Raw genomic sequence first — 15898 nt, forward strand, 5'->3', positions numbered from 1 at the left:
TCGTTAAACTTGAATTAAAACCGGGGAACAAAGCCTTGGAATACCTGAATTGGAAAGCCTTTCGGGGTCTGAAAAAAAAATCTGACCGGGAACTATTCGGTATAAAAAAATACGGAAGAAACTTTCGGGAGGGCATACCTGAGATCTGGGGCGATATTGCCCGAAACAGAAGTCGCATTGTTAAAAGCCAGAATCCTACCACCGTTATTAAGACTCTCTGCTACAAAAACCACATCGTAGGCAGAATCATAATCTACATCAACCGGGTTTCCCAGGAGGGTATTCCCGCCGGCGATCTTCAGCTGGTCTGCTTCACCAATAAATCCACCAGTGGTGGCGGTATTGAACTTGGTATCAAAATTCGTAATAATATGTAAACCTCCATCTGAACTGGTTTCAGCCTCCCCGATATCTGAAAGCACCATTACCCCATTTTCATAATCCAGTCCCTGGGCACGGACCATACCCTGAATGGTAACGATCTTATCGGCTGCCCTGATGGCAGAAGAAGAATTTGCCAGGAAATTCCTGAATACGGCAAGCCTGTTGGTTTCATCTACCGCCGCAAAAAGATCTCCGCCCACGAACTCTATCCCGTAAACCTTGAATTTGGTCGTCACGATATTTCTAAGAAAAAAGCCATTACTGGTCCTGGCGTAAACGAACAGCCTGCCTTCCCCGGTTTCGGGATCGCCGTCCAGGTCTGTATTATCTGATACCACGTAGAAATCTCCGTTCACACTTAGGTCGCGTGGGCTTTGCAGATCTGGGCTGCCGGCGATTTCAGTTTCGGGGTTCTGGGTACCTCCAGCTCCCAGTTCACTGATACCTGGATAGGAGATAAGCCTGTTTGAGGACCTGGAAACTAAGGTAAAAGCGTCGTTGGCCGCAGAAAAATGTACCCCCCCGGCATCTGATGAGGAATTGGCATAAGTGGTGATCTGCCCGGTATTTATATCATAACGCTTCACTTCACCATTATGAGTTGCAGCATATAAGTGTGCGGTTTCCGAAGTTTGTACGCGGGTATTCAAAGTATCGTCATTAGAGCAGGCCTGCACTAAAACAGAAAGAATTATCAGGAATAATATTTTCGAAATTCTCAAAATCAAAACTTTTGGCGAATATATATAACGAAGCATATTTCAATATAATCTACAGGCGTTAAATATCTGTTATTTGAAATTATATTAACGCAATTTCCCATGCTTATTAAGCATATTAGAAAAAAACCAGTAAATGAGCATTGAAGGAAAAATAGCGGTTATTACCGGGGCAAGCAGTGGAATTGGGGAAGCAGTAGCCAGGAAGTTATCTTCAGAAAAATGTATAGTGGTACTTGCCAGCAGAAGCCTGGATAAACTAAAAAAGATACAGCAGGAACTACCTAATGAGAGCATGGTAGTAGAGATGGACGTTTGTAGTTCAGAGAGTGTTTCAAGGGCATTTAACAAGGTGATCGAGAAGTATAAGACCGTAGATATTCTTGTAAACTCTGCCGGAATCATGCCGCTTACCTATTTAAAGAATCGACATTTAGACGAGTGGCTAAACACCGTTGAAGTAAACCTGAAAGGTACTCTTCGCACTATCTATTCTGCCCTGCCTAAAATGAAGGAAAATCAAAACGGGCATATCGTGAACATCGCCTCGGTAGACGGGAAGGAGATATTTCCCGGTGGTTCGATATACGGCGCCTCCAAGGCTGCGGTGATAGAACTTTCCAAGGCAATGCGCATGGAGCTTTCTCCGGAATTTAATATTCGGGTCACCGCAATTGAACCGGGTACGGTGAACACCAACCTGAGAGATGATATTACCGACCAGGAATTACTCAATGACAAGGATTATGGTGGAGACGAACCAAAACTGAAGGTTGAACATATAGCCGACGCTGTGCTCTATGCCATTTCTCAGCCAGAATCGGTGAACGTGAACGAACTTATGGTAAAACCTACCGGGAAGTCGTAAGAATCAATTAATAAATTAAAAGAACATTATGGGAATAAGCAGTATTCTAAAACTAGCAGGAAAATTCGCAATAAGAGGATTTGTATTCAAGGCAGGAAAACGGGCTGCCATTAAGGGTGGAAATTTCGGGATTGGAGCTTTTTCACTTCTTGCCGGCGGATATATGGCCTACACCTTATTACAACTGAAGGAAAAAAGCGAAAAAGAACAAAAAGCGCTAAAAGGCAAGAAGAAAGCCAAACGGCTTGAGGAGTAATTAAGGGAGCCAGCTTCTAAAATCCGGGCCTTTAAATTAAATTTCGGCTTTTAGGGCTATAAATCCCTATCTTGAGAATTCTAAACCAATTCTCATGAAATCTTTCCTATTCTTTATTCTTTTTTGCAGCATCACGATTTCATGCCTTGCCCAGAATACCGATTGTGCTTGTTATTCAAAAAAACACCAGCAATTCGATTTCTGGGTTGGAAACTGGGAAGTTTTCAATGAAGAAGGTGAGAAAATTGGCGAGAACCTTATCAAAAAACTTGAAGATAATTGTATCCTGAACGAGAACTGGAAGGCTGAGGATGGAAGCTCGGGAAAAAGCTATAACTATTACGATCCTTCAGATAACAGCTGGAACCAGCTTTGGTTAAGCAACTCCGGGAATATCCTAAAATTAAAAGGTAAGGCGATAGAGAACAAAATGGTCCTGAAAAGCGAGATCTCCGAAGGTGAGAAAGGCAAATACTACAACCAGATCACCTGGACCAAAAATGAAGATGGCAGCGTCACCCAGCTTTGGGAGATCTATGACCTCAACAATAAACTACTTGATGAGATTTTCCGCGGAACCTATCGCAAAAAAGTCAGCGACTAATTGCTGAAAACACTTTTCTTATCTGCACCCAGAATATTTTCCCGACCTGAATTTCCCTGATTGAAATTTTCAAGACCTTTTTTCAACCAATTATAATATTCGTCTGCATCTGGTTCGTAGGCTGAAGGCGTGATAAGATTTTTCTCATCATGATCTATCAATACGTAGTATGGCTGGGCGTTGGCCTTGTACCTGGAGATCTGAAAATCGCTCCATTTATTACCGATGGTCTCTATCTCCTTCCCCGTGGTTTCTGAAACATACTGCTCAGATTCCGGAAGTTTCCTTTTATCGTCCACGTAAAGTGAAACCAGCACTACGTCGTTCTTCAAAATATCCAAAACCTGTGGCTCGCTCCATACCCGCTCTTCCATCTTCCGGCAATTCACACAGGCATGACCCGTAAAATCTATAAGAACCGGCAAGCCGTTTTCTCTGGCATAATCCAGACCTTCTTCATATTCGTGAAATGAAACTATATCGTGAGGTCCAAATTTTGCTCCTTCAGGAAGGCCATCCCTGTTCACCAAACCTGCGCTGGAGGCTCCAATCCCGTCTGGAGATTCACTATACTGCATAGGAGGTGGAAAACCACTGATAAGTTTTAAAGGAGCCCCCCATAATCCAGGGATCAGATAGATCGTAAATATCAGGGCTACCAGTCCGGTTATTAATCTGCCCACAGAAATATGCTCTTCCTTGGAATCATGTGGCAGCCTTATCTTTCCAAAGAGGTAAAGGGCCAGCATTCCGAATATTGCGATCCAGATAGCAAGGAACATCTCCCTTTCCAGGATATGTAATTGCAGCACCAGGTCGGCATTAGAAAGGAATTTAAAGGCCAGGGCCAGCTCCAGGAACCCAAGGGTCACCTTAACGGTATTCAACCAGCCACCAGATCTTGGAAGCGAATTAAGCCAGCCAGGAAAAGCCGCGAAAAGACCGAACGGCAGGGCGATCGCTAGGGAGAATCCTAACATTCCTACTATCGGCGCCATCCCTCCTTTGGAGGCCGCCTCTACCAGCAAGGTTCCTACAATAGGGCCGGTACAGGAAAATGAAACTATTGCGAGTGCAAGAGCCATGAAAAAGATTCCTATCAATCCTCCTTTATCGGCTTTAGAATCTATCTTGGTTCCCCAACTACTTGGCAGCACTATTTCGAAAGCACCCATAAACGAAACCGCAAAGATTACCAGCAGCACAAAGAAGATCAGGTTGAACCATACGTTCGTAGACAGTGCATTTAGAGAATCTGCTCCGAAGATCAGTGTTACCAGCGAACCTAGAAAAACATAGATCACCACGATCGAGATACCGTAAAAAATAGCATTCCTGATTCCCGCAGCGCGTGATTTACTTTGCTTGGTAAAGAAACTTACGGTCATTGGGATCATTGGAAATACACAGGGTGTAAGCAGAGCGGCAAAACCTGAAAGAAAGGCAATGATAAAAATACCCCAGAAAGAACGCTTTTCTTCAGCGCCTGTATTTACTGGCGCACTCACCACATCCTCTCCGTTTAGGTCATCACTGGTTTGAGAACCTTCGGCATCACTGCCAGACTTAGCATCCTCAGCCGCGATATTATCGTTAATAACAAAGTTGAGCTCTTTTTTGGTAGGCGGTAAACAGCGCTCATCATCACACACCATATATTCCACCGCACCTTCAATACTTCCAACAGGCTTATTCAAGGATACTTTCTGAATGAACTCTGCCCGATCACCGAAATATTTGATCCGCATTTCGAAGACGGGATCATCAATTTCATTTCCTTCTTCCTCGCTGGTTTCCCCGATCAATTCTACTCCATCTTTATCTACGTTGTAGGTAAAAGAAGTAGGGACGGGGCCATTTTCAGGCACATCCTGAGAATACAAATGCCAGCCCGGTTCAATAATCGCGGTTGTTATAAGCTCGTATTCTGTATCTGAAAGCTCATTAACCCGGGTTTCCCATTGAACAGGATCATAAATCTGAGCCTGGGCAAAGAATCCAGTTAGGAGAATTAAAAAGAACAGACCTTTTTTTAGCAAGCTTTTCGTCATTATTGAAATACTGATAACATTAAACTTTGAGATGCGTCCAAATTTAATGAAATTAAACAAATAGACTTCTCATTACACCGAAGCTTACAAGTCTATTTTAAAGGAAGTCTTACCTCAATTTTTGTACCCTCTCCCAGCCCGGAAGTAATTTTAATCTGCCCATCCAGGTCGTGCACCATTTCCTTTACCAGCTTCAAGCCCAGGCCGAAGCCTTTTTCTCCCTTGATCCCTACTGAAGACCTCAGGTCATCATTATAAAAATCACGAATGGAGCTTTCTGAAAAACCCAGACCTGTATCTGAAACCTTCATCTCGATCTGTCTCCCGTTTTCTGAGTTTTTTATATCGAGTTCCACAATAATCTTTCCGTTTTCAGGAGTGAACTTAATCGCATTCGATATAAGGTTCCCCATAATTGAAAGCAATTTCCGCTTTGGGAAAAGATAGGTTGACTTCTCTGGGTTAGCAATTACCCGGAGGTCTATATGTTTGGTCCTGGCCGATAAGTGATATAGCTGCAGTAATTTCTCTTCTAAACGGGATAAATTGATATACCTTGATTTAAAAACCTTGGCCGCCTTCCCACTTTCGAGAATTTCGGTGGTCAGGTTCAGTATCCCGTGCCCGGAATCCTTGATGAGCTTAAAATACTCCCTCATCTCTTCCTCTGAAAGTTCTTCGGACTCAACAACCTCAGCAAGCCCGGCGATACCATTTATAGGTCCCCGAACATCATGAGCTACCTGGTTCTTTATCCTCACCGCTTCAGAAAGGGAATACAGGCTTTCGTTCAGTTTTTTCCTGGTTTCCAGTTTATCTACGATCTCTTCCGCAATAAGGCCTAAGGCTTTTATCTTTTTTTGGGTAGTATGCATTTCACTCCTGTCTACCATACAAAGCGCCCCTATACTCTCCCCCGAATCCAGGTTAAGTGGGATGCCCAGGTAATATTTCAGGCCTTTAGTACCTTTGACGAAATCCTTATCGGCAAAACGCTGATCCAGGTCAAGCCTTGGAATTTCCAGTACTGTTTTATTCTGAATGGTATAATTACAGACAGATTCCTCACGCGGGGTAGGTTCGGGTTGGGGAGAATCGGGATAAACAGACCACTGGGTATGATGGTCCAGGAAGTTCAACATAGAAGTTTCGGTCTCTGCGATCATCCCGGCAAGTTCGAGCAGGTTCTTTACCTCCTCATGTAGCTCGAGATAATCCAGGTCTAATTCACTAAGTTTCCTTATCCGCTGAAATTCGGACGGAACACTTTTAGTTTCGGTAGTAGGCATAATAAGATTTTGGGCATGGCAAATATAAATGTAAACTTCAGTTTTAGGTTCAAAAAAGTGTTAAGAACCTGATTTGTAACAATTCCATGCAGCACGGTTACCTACAGATTTCTTAGTTTAGCCTTCTCAACTAAGACTATTCATTTGGAAAATATTTCAGACTTCATCATGCCCGCGGCCATAGCCATGATCATGTTCGGTATTGGCCTGGAGTTAAAGTTCGATGATTTCAAAAGGGTTTTCCTGCAACCAAAGGCAGTAATTATCGGTCTGATGTGCCAGCTACTGGTTTTACCTGCGATAGCGCTTTTGCTGGTATATTCCTGGCCGATAGAACCCATCTATAAAATAGGTATCATGCTTATCGCGGCCTGCCCGGGAGGTACAGCCTCAAACCTGGTCACCAAGATCCTAAAAGGAAGGGTTGCGCTCTCCATTTCCCTTACTGCATTCAATAGTTTCCTCATCTTATTCACTATTCCCCTTATAGTAGAATTAAGTTATTCCCTTTTCGACCAGGATTCGCAAAGCCTGGAGCTGGGATTCTGGGAGACCATGAAACAGGTACTTCTTACAGTGGTGGTTCCGGTGATCGCGGGAATAGGCATAGGAAAGCTTCTAAAAGAAGAGCAATCTGAAAAGCTTCACCAGCCTTTAAATTTCATACTGCCGGCTATTCTCGTCATCGCAGTGATCGCAGTGCTCATCTCAGATAATTCCCAAAAGGTGGATTATATGGGTTATCTAAACCTACTCATCCCACTGTTTATCCTGAATATAGCCACCATCATGGCAGGTTTTTTCGTTGGGAAATTTACAGGGCTTAACCATAAATCGGCCTATACCATTGCTGTAGAAATGGGACTACAGAACAGCGTTCTGGCTCTTTTTATAGGCGACCAGCTATTGAAGAACAGGGAAATAAGCCTTATAGCCATATTGTATGGAAGCTTCTCGCTAATAAGCACATTTAGCCTCGCATTAATATTGAAAAAATATGCCAGATACGGGCAGGGGGAAAATTAGAAAATTACTTGCCTTTTCTAAAATGGGTTTTCACCAAATAGATCGAAGTAATTATACCCACTACAGCCAGAATAATAGAAGCGAAGTAAAAGAAATCCATCATAACATCGAGTTTTATGAGGATGGACAAAGGCACCGTTGTAGATGAAAATGAACTCCAAAGTTAATTCACAAAACTAGGCAACAGGTAAGACCTATTATACTGCATATACTTAAATTCTTAGCTCTAAACATTATTTATTGATTTTCAGCCAGAAAGAGTAAAAATAAGGCTATCAATGAGGCTCATAAAAAAACCCTTTATCATGCATGATAAAGGGTTTTCTTAATTGACTAATTATGAATCGTGTGAGCTATTTTATCAAATCTAACAATTGATGCGATCTTAAATTAGTTGGACCATTTGCCTGCCCAGTTCCCCAAATTTCCTTTTTCTAAAAAAAGCTCTGGGCCGTAAGTCTGGCTTAAACTTAAACAAATAATCGACAAAAACCATATTTAACCGATGAAATACACTTCTTAGGGATTAACCTCTTATTATCCGTATGAAATTCAGTTCAATAGACTTTAAGGATACATAAAAGCAAGAAGCTAATTTTCAGCATATTATACGTATTTTAATAGTCTGATAACCAGAAAAATAAAAGATATGAGAACGATTTACACTATCCTGTTTCTTAGCTACAGCTTGGTTTGCCTATCCCAGAACGCAAATACCCAAAAAGTTCATGATCACCATCACCAGGCTTTAATAGATCAAAATTTACACGAGATCATGAAAGACTATAATGAATCTTCGGTTTTGATCACCCCAGACGGGAAAGTTCACAAGGGAACCGAACAAATACGAAACACCTTTGAATATGCTTTTAGGGAGATGTTCCCTCCAAACTGCGAGTTCAATATTTTACAAAAAGTAATAGAAGATGATGTGGTTTTTATAAGCTACCAGGCTTCTAATGCTGAGACGGGGCAGGTTTTCTGGGAATATGCGGTAGATACTTTTATAATAGAGGACGGCATCATAAAATACCAAACGGTTGGGATACAATTAGCTGATGGAATTAGCCCTCCTAGCCAGAATTAATAATAGGTCTTTGGCTGAAACTCAGCCTCGATCCTGAACCATTATTAAAAAACCCGGCTCTGTAGGGGAGCCGGGCTTAAAAGAAGAATGAATTTTAATCAATTTTTCACAATCTTCTTAACAGATCTGGCATTCTCTGTAGCGATCTCCACAAAGTAAATACCAGGGCTTAGGTTGGCCACAGGTACTTCGATCATCGAATCTGAACCTTCAGACTGTGCTGTCTTAACCAGGGCTCCAAGCGTATTATAGAATTTAATGCTCATCTTTTCCATTACCGGGCTGTACATCTTAATATACATCACCTCGTTTACAGGATTCGGATGAACTTTCCAGCTATCTTCAAGATCTTTATCCTTCAACACGTTCGGTACAACCATTACATCGAAAGTAGTAGTGATCTCTCCTCCTCTTCCATCAACTCCTTTAAGGGTGATAGTAGAAGTACCCAAAGTAGATGGGCTAACGAGCATGTTGTTATCGTTCACAAATATCTCCACAACCTCATTGCTCGAAGTTGGAGTCAATAAACTTACCTGGTCTCCATCAGGATCTGTAAATACTGAATTAAGATCCAAAAGATATTCACCAGTGTAAAGGTTAAGCGTCTGATTACTGATAAGGTTTGCTTCAGGAGCTCTGTTCACGTCGATCACCTTAACTTTGATGGTAGAAGTTCCTTCGATTCCATTTTCATCTTCAAGGATTACATCGAAAGAATGAATTCCTGCATCTTCAAAATCGGGACTGAATGAGAAGTCTACCATTCCTTCTGCGAAATTTAGTTCGGTCTTAGGATTAGCCTCTGCCATTCTCGCTCCGGCAACCAGGTCTCCTTCAAGATCTGAAGTACCCAGGCTGATATTAAGCCTTTCGTTCTCATTAACGTAATACATTTCATCTCCAACAAGATCGGGCGCCTGGTTGATATCCAGAATTACCGGGATACTTACCAGTTCCATCTCAGGGTCATTGGTTTCTATGTTAAGCATTGCAAAGTTACTGGCCTTCGTTGCTCTTGAAGGATGCAATTGCACATCCATATTCATTGAAGCACCAGCCCCAATAGAGCCACTGTTACTTTCGGTTACTGAAAGCCAGTTCTTCTGGGCGGCTTCAACTTCTCCGGCACGCACGATCCATCCTGACTCAGACAATCCGGCTTCGGCAATATCTAACCAGAAACCTCCGCTAAAGAACTTATACCTGTTACTCTCATGAGCTTCCACATAACCAAGACCCTGAGGATAGGTGGCTCCTAACGGATAGGTGATCACTACGAAGAATTTCTCATATGGCTGAAGTTCCACGGTCTCACTAAGGGCAAAAGTGATTAGCTCTCCATCTTCATTTGCAGTTTCAGCTACATAATTTAGCGGCTCCTTATATAGAACGTCTGAATCTTCCAACTGGCTTCCAACCCTGATCTCTACAGTAAGATCTGAATTCAACCAGTCTCCCCATGCATACCAGGTTTGAATATGAGATAGATTGAAACCGGTTTCCGGTGCAATAAATCTCGTAGAACTTGCGAATACCAGGTCCCCGTTGAACCCAACCGATGTCCATGCTGATTGAGAATCTTCATGGGCCAGTTTATTAACGAATTCCTCGTTATTTTGAACTATGGTATTAGAGGGCTCAAAACTAGCTTCACTACGCAATAGAGCCGCTTCTACTCCAGTATTCTCTGGCACTGCCGCCGGAGAAACCTCGGTTCTCATATAGTCTATCCCAATAATATAGTTCAATGCCGATTCACCTTCAGCATTCCCCATATTCAGGGTGTGAGAATACATGTCGTCATTGAAAGCCAGGTGATAGATCTCTTCTTCATTCACGGTGAAGGCAGGCGGCGCTTTAAAGTCTGCCGTGATGATCAATTCTTCAGTAGTTCCGAAATCGGTTTCAGCAAAAATTTTATTTGTATAATCCGAATCAGGTCCCTGAGGGGTTATGGTAAGTCTGAAATCCTTGGAATCAGCATCCGGATCTACCGTAAAGCTATCGGTAGGATTTACAGGCTGCCAATATAAAAATCCGAATCGCCCAGGAACCAAATGTTCTAACACTGCGGTCGTATTATCTTCCAGGTGAAGATTATTAACCGTCATTCCTTTATTTCCAGTATTGGAGAAAGAAATGTTATATACATAATTTACACCAGGCCTATATACCTTTTCACCCATTTCAAGGGCTTCAGGATTAAAGGTGAAATCTGCTTCTCCACTAACGGTAAGTTCTACAGGAACCTCGATCTCTGGGGTCAATGGTGTATTATTGATCACTTTGAGAGACTCGGTATACACTCCAGCATTAGTACCTGCGGTATTAAAGCTAAGCTCATAAGACCTGCTTGCACCGGGCTCCAGGGTTTCCTTTTTTGCAGGGAAAATATCAACAGCTACCCTATCATCAAAGAAAGGCTGAGAGTAAACAATTTCGAATCCTTCAGTACCAGACTCATTTTCTATCCCAATTAATCCGGCCGCAGCTGCTCCGTCCTTATACTGGAATTTGATCTTTCCATTTTTATAAAGTATAGCCTGGAAACTATAGGTGCCTGCAAATCCACCTGGAGTATAATTTCTCCATTCAAAAACAACCTTGTCATCAAAAACCTTCATAAATCTTCCCCAGTCTTCTTCTGAACCTGTGACATTAGGCCCTCCGGTTGCAAAATAAGGGGCTATGATCGCATTAAGGTTATCATCCTTCGGGATCCTGTTAGGGAAAAAGGTTGTATAAGCTTCATTTACCTCTTCCTGGAAGCTTAGTACTCCCTGGGTACCCATCCATATTTTAGAATATTTTTTCTGATAAAATTCAAATTCGAATGGCAATTCAAGCTGTTCCCAGTAATCACCTTCAGAAAGGTAAAAAGGTACTTTATCTTCCAATTCCAGTTTTATCCATTGGAAGGTAGGTTTAGAACCTTCGTCATAGGTAGTACGGTAGACATATGAAAACTCCTCTACCTGGTCTGTGGCGGCTTGTTGCTCATTAACCGTGATCTTCTCAGATGCTCCAATTGCATACTCGAGGGTCGATTCTCCCGTATTGGTTACCTTGAAAGATCTTACTACTTCCTGATCTGGATCCATGGCTTCTGAATAGGAAGTTTCCATCACTTCAATTCCTGGAGCAGGAACTATCTCACCGCTAAAGTCCACAGAATATGTATTCCCATCTGCATCTGTCAACTCAAGTGCATCAGAAACTATTCCTAATTCCTGGGTATTCAAAGTATAATCGATATAGTAGGACTGATTAGGCTCAATAACCACAGTGCTTTCGCCTTCAAAGCTCAAATTATCTTTACCAAAGGCAATATTTGTAATATCAATTTTTCTGGAACCTTCGTTCTTCACTGCTAAAACACCTTCTATAGGAGCCTGCTGGAAAACTTGCCCAAAATCCACTGCCTCTTCACTAAGTACCAGTTTAGAAGATCCACCTCCAACTACACTAAGGTTAATTTCAATGGCCTCAGACCTGTTATCCGGATCGTTGGATAATACTGTGATATATTCTGTGTGATCACCCTCAATTAGCTTCTCACTATCTACGGTAATAATAACCTCTTTTGAATTCCCCGGTTGCACCATTCCTTTAGACTCTGTCACTTCTTTGATCAAGCCAATTCCAGGACTGTGAATGTGTACAATTTGCTGTGCTCTATGCGGCAAGCTGACTCTATCATTCTGGGAATTGATAATTAACCCGTCTGTTCGGGTTTCATTCTCAATAGCACTGTACAAAGTGTTGGCCCAATAGCCGGACAAACCATCTATTTTATCATAGATGAACTTAATATCACCATTGCTAAACAATACTATCTGGAAGGTTATATCTGCATTTGAAAAATATCTGCTGCTATTTTTTACACCTGTATATTGCAGGATGAACTTACCTGGCTCTCTTTTATAACTTACACTTCCTCCAATAGAGAATTCCCAATTCTGAAGCATGGCGGCAATATAACCATCTGGCATAGTACTACGTCCATACCCAGGAGAAGAAGCAAAATTACTGTTAGTACCAATAGTTAATGCTCCGCGGTTGGTGATATGCATGTCCTTATAGGTAGTTCCGTAATACGGAAAATCAAATCCCAGGTCAACTTTCATGTAATTCTCACCTGAATTCTTGATAAAGTAATCTGTAACATCTGTTCCTGTGGTAGAAATATCGTTAAACTCATAACCATTATATGGATAGGTCTCCATTACGTAATTAAACTTCTGAACATTTTCAGGAAGATTTTCTATATGGCTAAGGTCATCTGCAAAGGATGGAAAACCATACTGCAGCGGGTATTCACCATTGTTGGAAATAGTTACGCTAGTCTGCACAGTATCTCCAACCAAAAGATTATCCAGGTTAATAACTGTAGGAGTTACAGCCATCTCTGCATTCGCCGTACCCACTCCAAACACATTAAATTCGTGTTTATCACCGTTTCTACTGGTCATGGTGATCACAGCATTATCATTTCCTATATCTGTTGGGGTATAGGTTATAGAAATCGTCGCTTCAGATCTCGCTGCCACATTCAGTGACCACGGAGAACTGTTAACCACAAAATTAGGATTTGAGGAAGTAATAGTTTGGGTATTGAACCTTCCATAACCAGTGTTCTGGATTGTCATTTCCTTTGTAGAAGAAAGCCCGTTAAATACGCTTCCAAAGTCAAGAATGTTGTTGGTAGTAAGGGTTGGTTTATGACCAGTTACATTTACCTTAGCCGGAACCCTGTGAACCGGAGTATCTGAGTCGTTAGAATTTACAATAATATTAGACTCATAAGTTCCATTGATCAATTGACTTGCGTCTAATGCCACTTCCACATCCTGTTCTCCAATTCCTAGAACCTGCCCCTCATTTGGAGTTAAGCTCATATACTGGTGTAAGGGCTCTACCGTACTTGAAGCTGTGACCGCCCATACAAAATTCTCATTGTTCATAGCCTCGGCAAGTGGAACCCAGGTTTCTCCAAGGTCAAAACTCATCAAGGCGTTATCTGAATGTTCCGGATTTTTCTCCGGGCCAATCCCTAAAGGATATAAATTTCCTGCCGGGATATGGAATACGATCCAGAAGGTCTCTCCCTGCTCAAAGAATAATTGCTCTTTCAGGTTATTAGTATGGAATCTGGCATCATCTTCTCTATAACCAGAAAACTGGTCATCAGAATAGATAAGGTTGTCCTCATGTATCTCCTCACCTTCATAGATCTCGAGGATTGCGGGACCATCCTCTTTGTCCAGCCTAAGGTAAGCTTTAACCTGGGTAAGGTTAAATCCATCGGCCTCTTCTACTCTGAATCGGGTTGCTGAAGAGTTGGTAACCGTAGTATCTGTTTCTCCAATGATATAAATAGGACTTGATCCATGATAAGTTTTATTTGAAGCTTCCCACGCATTCTGCACAGCATCCCGGGTTTCGAACTTTTCTACTAGCTCTACAAGCTGCTGGTTTACCGTTAACTGGTTTGTATTTACAGGATTTCCCCTGGCAGGCAATGCAGCCCTGGTAAAAGAAGCACGATTAGAAACCTCTCTGGTTTCTGCATCCCAGTTAAGTATCCCATCCTGCTGGTTAAGGATCTTGAAATTCTCAATAGCATTTACATCTACCTGGGTATCGATATTCACATCGATGTTAGCCACATCTGTAGCGATATCTGGACCCTGGTTGGTAGTCGCTTCAACCTGGTTGGAAGCTTCGGCAGTATTCCCCCAACGGTCTATCGCCGTTACGGTAAAGTAATAGGTAGTTTCGAAATCAAGATCGTCTATGGTAGTTTCGATAAGATCTCCGGCACTGCGGAAGTCATTCAGAATACTCATTTCTGAAGCTTCGCTCATATCAGCATTCTTAGACCATCTAAGTATATACTCATAAGGAGTAGTGTCTCCAACATCTGAAGGAACCGTAAAGCTAAGCGTCGCAAAATCTTCAGAAGTTCCCAAAAGACTCAGATCACTGATAGTTACAGGAGCCTGTTCATCATTAGGAGCCAGCGCCAGGTAGGCATCCATAAAACCAAGACCCATTTTTCCTTCAAAGTCCGGGTTATGAGAATTTATCTCCCTTATCCCACGGAACAAACGTTTTTTAAGGTCTTCATTGGTAAAAGTTTCAGAACCATATTTGGATACTACAAGGGCTGCGATACCAGAAGCATGAGGAGTCGCCATGGAGGTTCCCTGCATATAACCATAACGGTTATCTGGCAAGGTACTCAATACCTGACTTTTATTTCCCTGACTTAAACTTCCCCCGGTAGTAGTTAGGTCCACCCAGCTTCCGTAATTAGAATAAGGAGCTTTTTTATAATCGGTTCCTGTAGAAGCGATGGCGATGGTCTGGTCGTAATAACTTGGATAGTGAATTTCGTCTCTTCCGTTATTTCCGGCAGCGAATAATACAACTCCACCCTTCATAGGGCTTCCAGGATAGTTACCTGCTTCCTCGATAAAATAGTCGATCGCATCAAGAACAGCCTGCTCAAAAGCACCGGCTGTTTGGTATCCCCAGGAGTTCTGAGAGATCACCGCACCATTATCGGCACCATAAACGATCGCAGGAGCAAAACTTCCCGAACCATTATCACTGAATACCTGGGCTGAAATGATCTTTACTCCGTCACCGTTACCGGATCCACCTGCAACACCGGCTACCCCTTTACCGTTGTTACTGGTGGCAGCTACTGTTCCGGCAACGTGAGTACCATGGTCCTGATCTGTGATCTCCCCCTGGTTCTCAGCGAAGTTATATCCATAAACATCGTCGATAAACCCGTTAAAGTCATCATCTTCTCCGGGAGTACCGTTCAATTCAGCGGTATTAACCCACATATTATCTTTCAGGTCTTCGTGATCTGTATCTACACCTCCATCAACCACAGCAACGATCACATTGGATTTCCCCATGCTTATGTCCCATGCTTTTGGAGCGTTAATATCTGCTCCATCAATCGATCCTTCGAGACTTCCATCATTAGAAAGATGCCACTGGTCGCTTAGATAAGGATCGTTGGTTGTGGTTTCTAAGGCAGCAGCTACAGGCCTTTCCACCACGCTGCTTCCAGAGTAGTTCAAAGACTTCTGGCGAATAGGTTCAGCCAGGGAGATATATTCATTATCTCCATATTCTCTGGCTACGGCCAGCATGTCGGCTTCGGTTTCCACATCGATCTCATACCACTGGTGAAGCCCATGCTTTATATGTTTGGCTTCGTTCTTCCCGGCATAAGGAAAAACCCGTTTCATGCCTGAAGCCGCGTATTTGGCACTTATCTTATCAAAACTTTGCAGGCCAGTCTTCATTTGCCTGTTCGAAGAGGAGGCATTAAGACCCTTAACGATAAGTTCTACCTGGTCTTGTTTGATCTTGACCCGAACCTTTCCCGGCACAAAATCGGAATTTTGAGCCATTAGATTTAAAGAACCGGCCATCCAGAACACGATGGTCAGGATCCCCAGCTTTTTAAACAACTGTGTAATTTTGTTCATAATCTTATTTTTGTTTGCTTTATTTTTTTCTTGAATAACTTCAGTATCGAAGTCTGGTAATTCTTTGTTTTGCAACATGCTCAACATAGAGCGA

Annotated in this window: 9 protein-coding genes; 5 read left to right on the forward strand and 4 right to left on the reverse strand. The window is 42.4% G+C overall.

Going from position 1 to position 15898, the window contains the following annotated elements; all coding sequences use genetic code 11:
• Window positions 1-92: 92 nt before the first annotated feature.
• Window positions 93-1106 carry a hypothetical protein gene (locus FLP08_RS11065; protein ID WP_156276807.1) on the reverse strand — a complete coding sequence of 338 codons (1014 nt, stop codon included), beginning with the start codon at window positions 1104-1106 and terminating at the stop codon, window positions 93-95.
• Between the two features lie 133 nt (window positions 1107-1239).
• Between FLP08_RS11065 and FLP08_RS11070 the strand changes: the two genes are divergently transcribed.
• The 3 genes from FLP08_RS11070 to FLP08_RS11080 all read left to right on the forward strand — a co-directional run bounded on the left by FLP08_RS11070 (window position 1240) and on the right by FLP08_RS11080 (window position 2831).
• Complete coding sequence (locus FLP08_RS11070) at window positions 1240-1971, forward strand: SDR family oxidoreductase (protein ID WP_156276808.1); 732 nt, start codon at window positions 1240-1242, stop codon at window positions 1969-1971.
• A 28-nt stretch (window positions 1972-1999) separates the two neighbouring features.
• A complete protein-coding gene (locus FLP08_RS11075; protein ID WP_156276809.1) occupies window positions 2000-2227 on the forward strand; it encodes a hypothetical protein in 228 nt (75 codons plus the stop codon).
• A 94-nt stretch (window positions 2228-2321) separates the two neighbouring features.
• Window positions 2322-2831 carry a hypothetical protein gene (locus tag FLP08_RS11080; RefSeq protein WP_156276810.1) on the forward strand — a complete coding sequence of 170 codons (510 nt, stop codon included), beginning with the start codon at window positions 2322-2324 and terminating at the stop codon, window positions 2829-2831.
• Here the strand turns inward: FLP08_RS11080 and FLP08_RS11085 are convergent.
• Together FLP08_RS11085 and FLP08_RS11090 are read right to left on the reverse strand one after the other, a co-directional pair.
• Complete coding sequence (locus tag FLP08_RS11085; protein WP_156276811.1) at window positions 2828-4882, reverse strand: protein-disulfide reductase DsbD family protein; 2055 nt, start codon at window positions 4880-4882, stop codon at window positions 2828-2830. The genes FLP08_RS11080 and FLP08_RS11085 overlap by 4 nt on opposite strands.
• 92 nt (window positions 4883-4974) lie before the next feature.
• Window positions 4975-6171 (reverse strand): GAF domain-containing sensor histidine kinase, encoded by a 1197-nt coding sequence (locus tag FLP08_RS11090; protein ID WP_156276812.1) that lies wholly within the window; start codon window positions 6169-6171, stop codon window positions 4975-4977.
• Window positions 6172-6315: 144 nt separating this feature from the next.
• Between FLP08_RS11090 and FLP08_RS11095 the strand changes: the two genes are divergently transcribed.
• Both FLP08_RS11095 and FLP08_RS11100 read left to right on the forward strand, forming a co-directional pair.
• Window positions 6316-7197, forward strand: coding sequence for a bile acid:sodium symporter family protein (locus FLP08_RS11095; RefSeq protein ID WP_156276813.1), 882 nt, complete (start codon window positions 6316-6318; stop codon window positions 7195-7197).
• A 649-nt stretch (window positions 7198-7846) separates the two neighbouring features.
• Window positions 7847-8284, forward strand: coding sequence for a nuclear transport factor 2 family protein (locus FLP08_RS11100; RefSeq protein WP_156276814.1), 438 nt, complete (start codon window positions 7847-7849; stop codon window positions 8282-8284).
• 98 nt (window positions 8285-8382) lie between these two features.
• On the opposite strand, the gene FLP08_RS11105 is transcribed toward FLP08_RS11100, so the two are convergent.
• Window positions 8383-15804: a S8 family serine peptidase gene (locus tag FLP08_RS11105; protein WP_162431038.1), complete on the reverse strand. Its 7422-nt coding sequence runs from the start codon at window positions 15802-15804 to the stop codon at window positions 8383-8385.
• Window positions 15805-15898: the final 94 nt, after the last annotated feature.

The sequence above is a fragment of the Christiangramia aestuarii genome (genome assembly GCF_009735585.1).
Taxonomy (GTDB): Bacteria; Bacteroidota; Bacteroidia; order Flavobacteriales; family Flavobacteriaceae; genus Christiangramia; species Christiangramia aestuarii.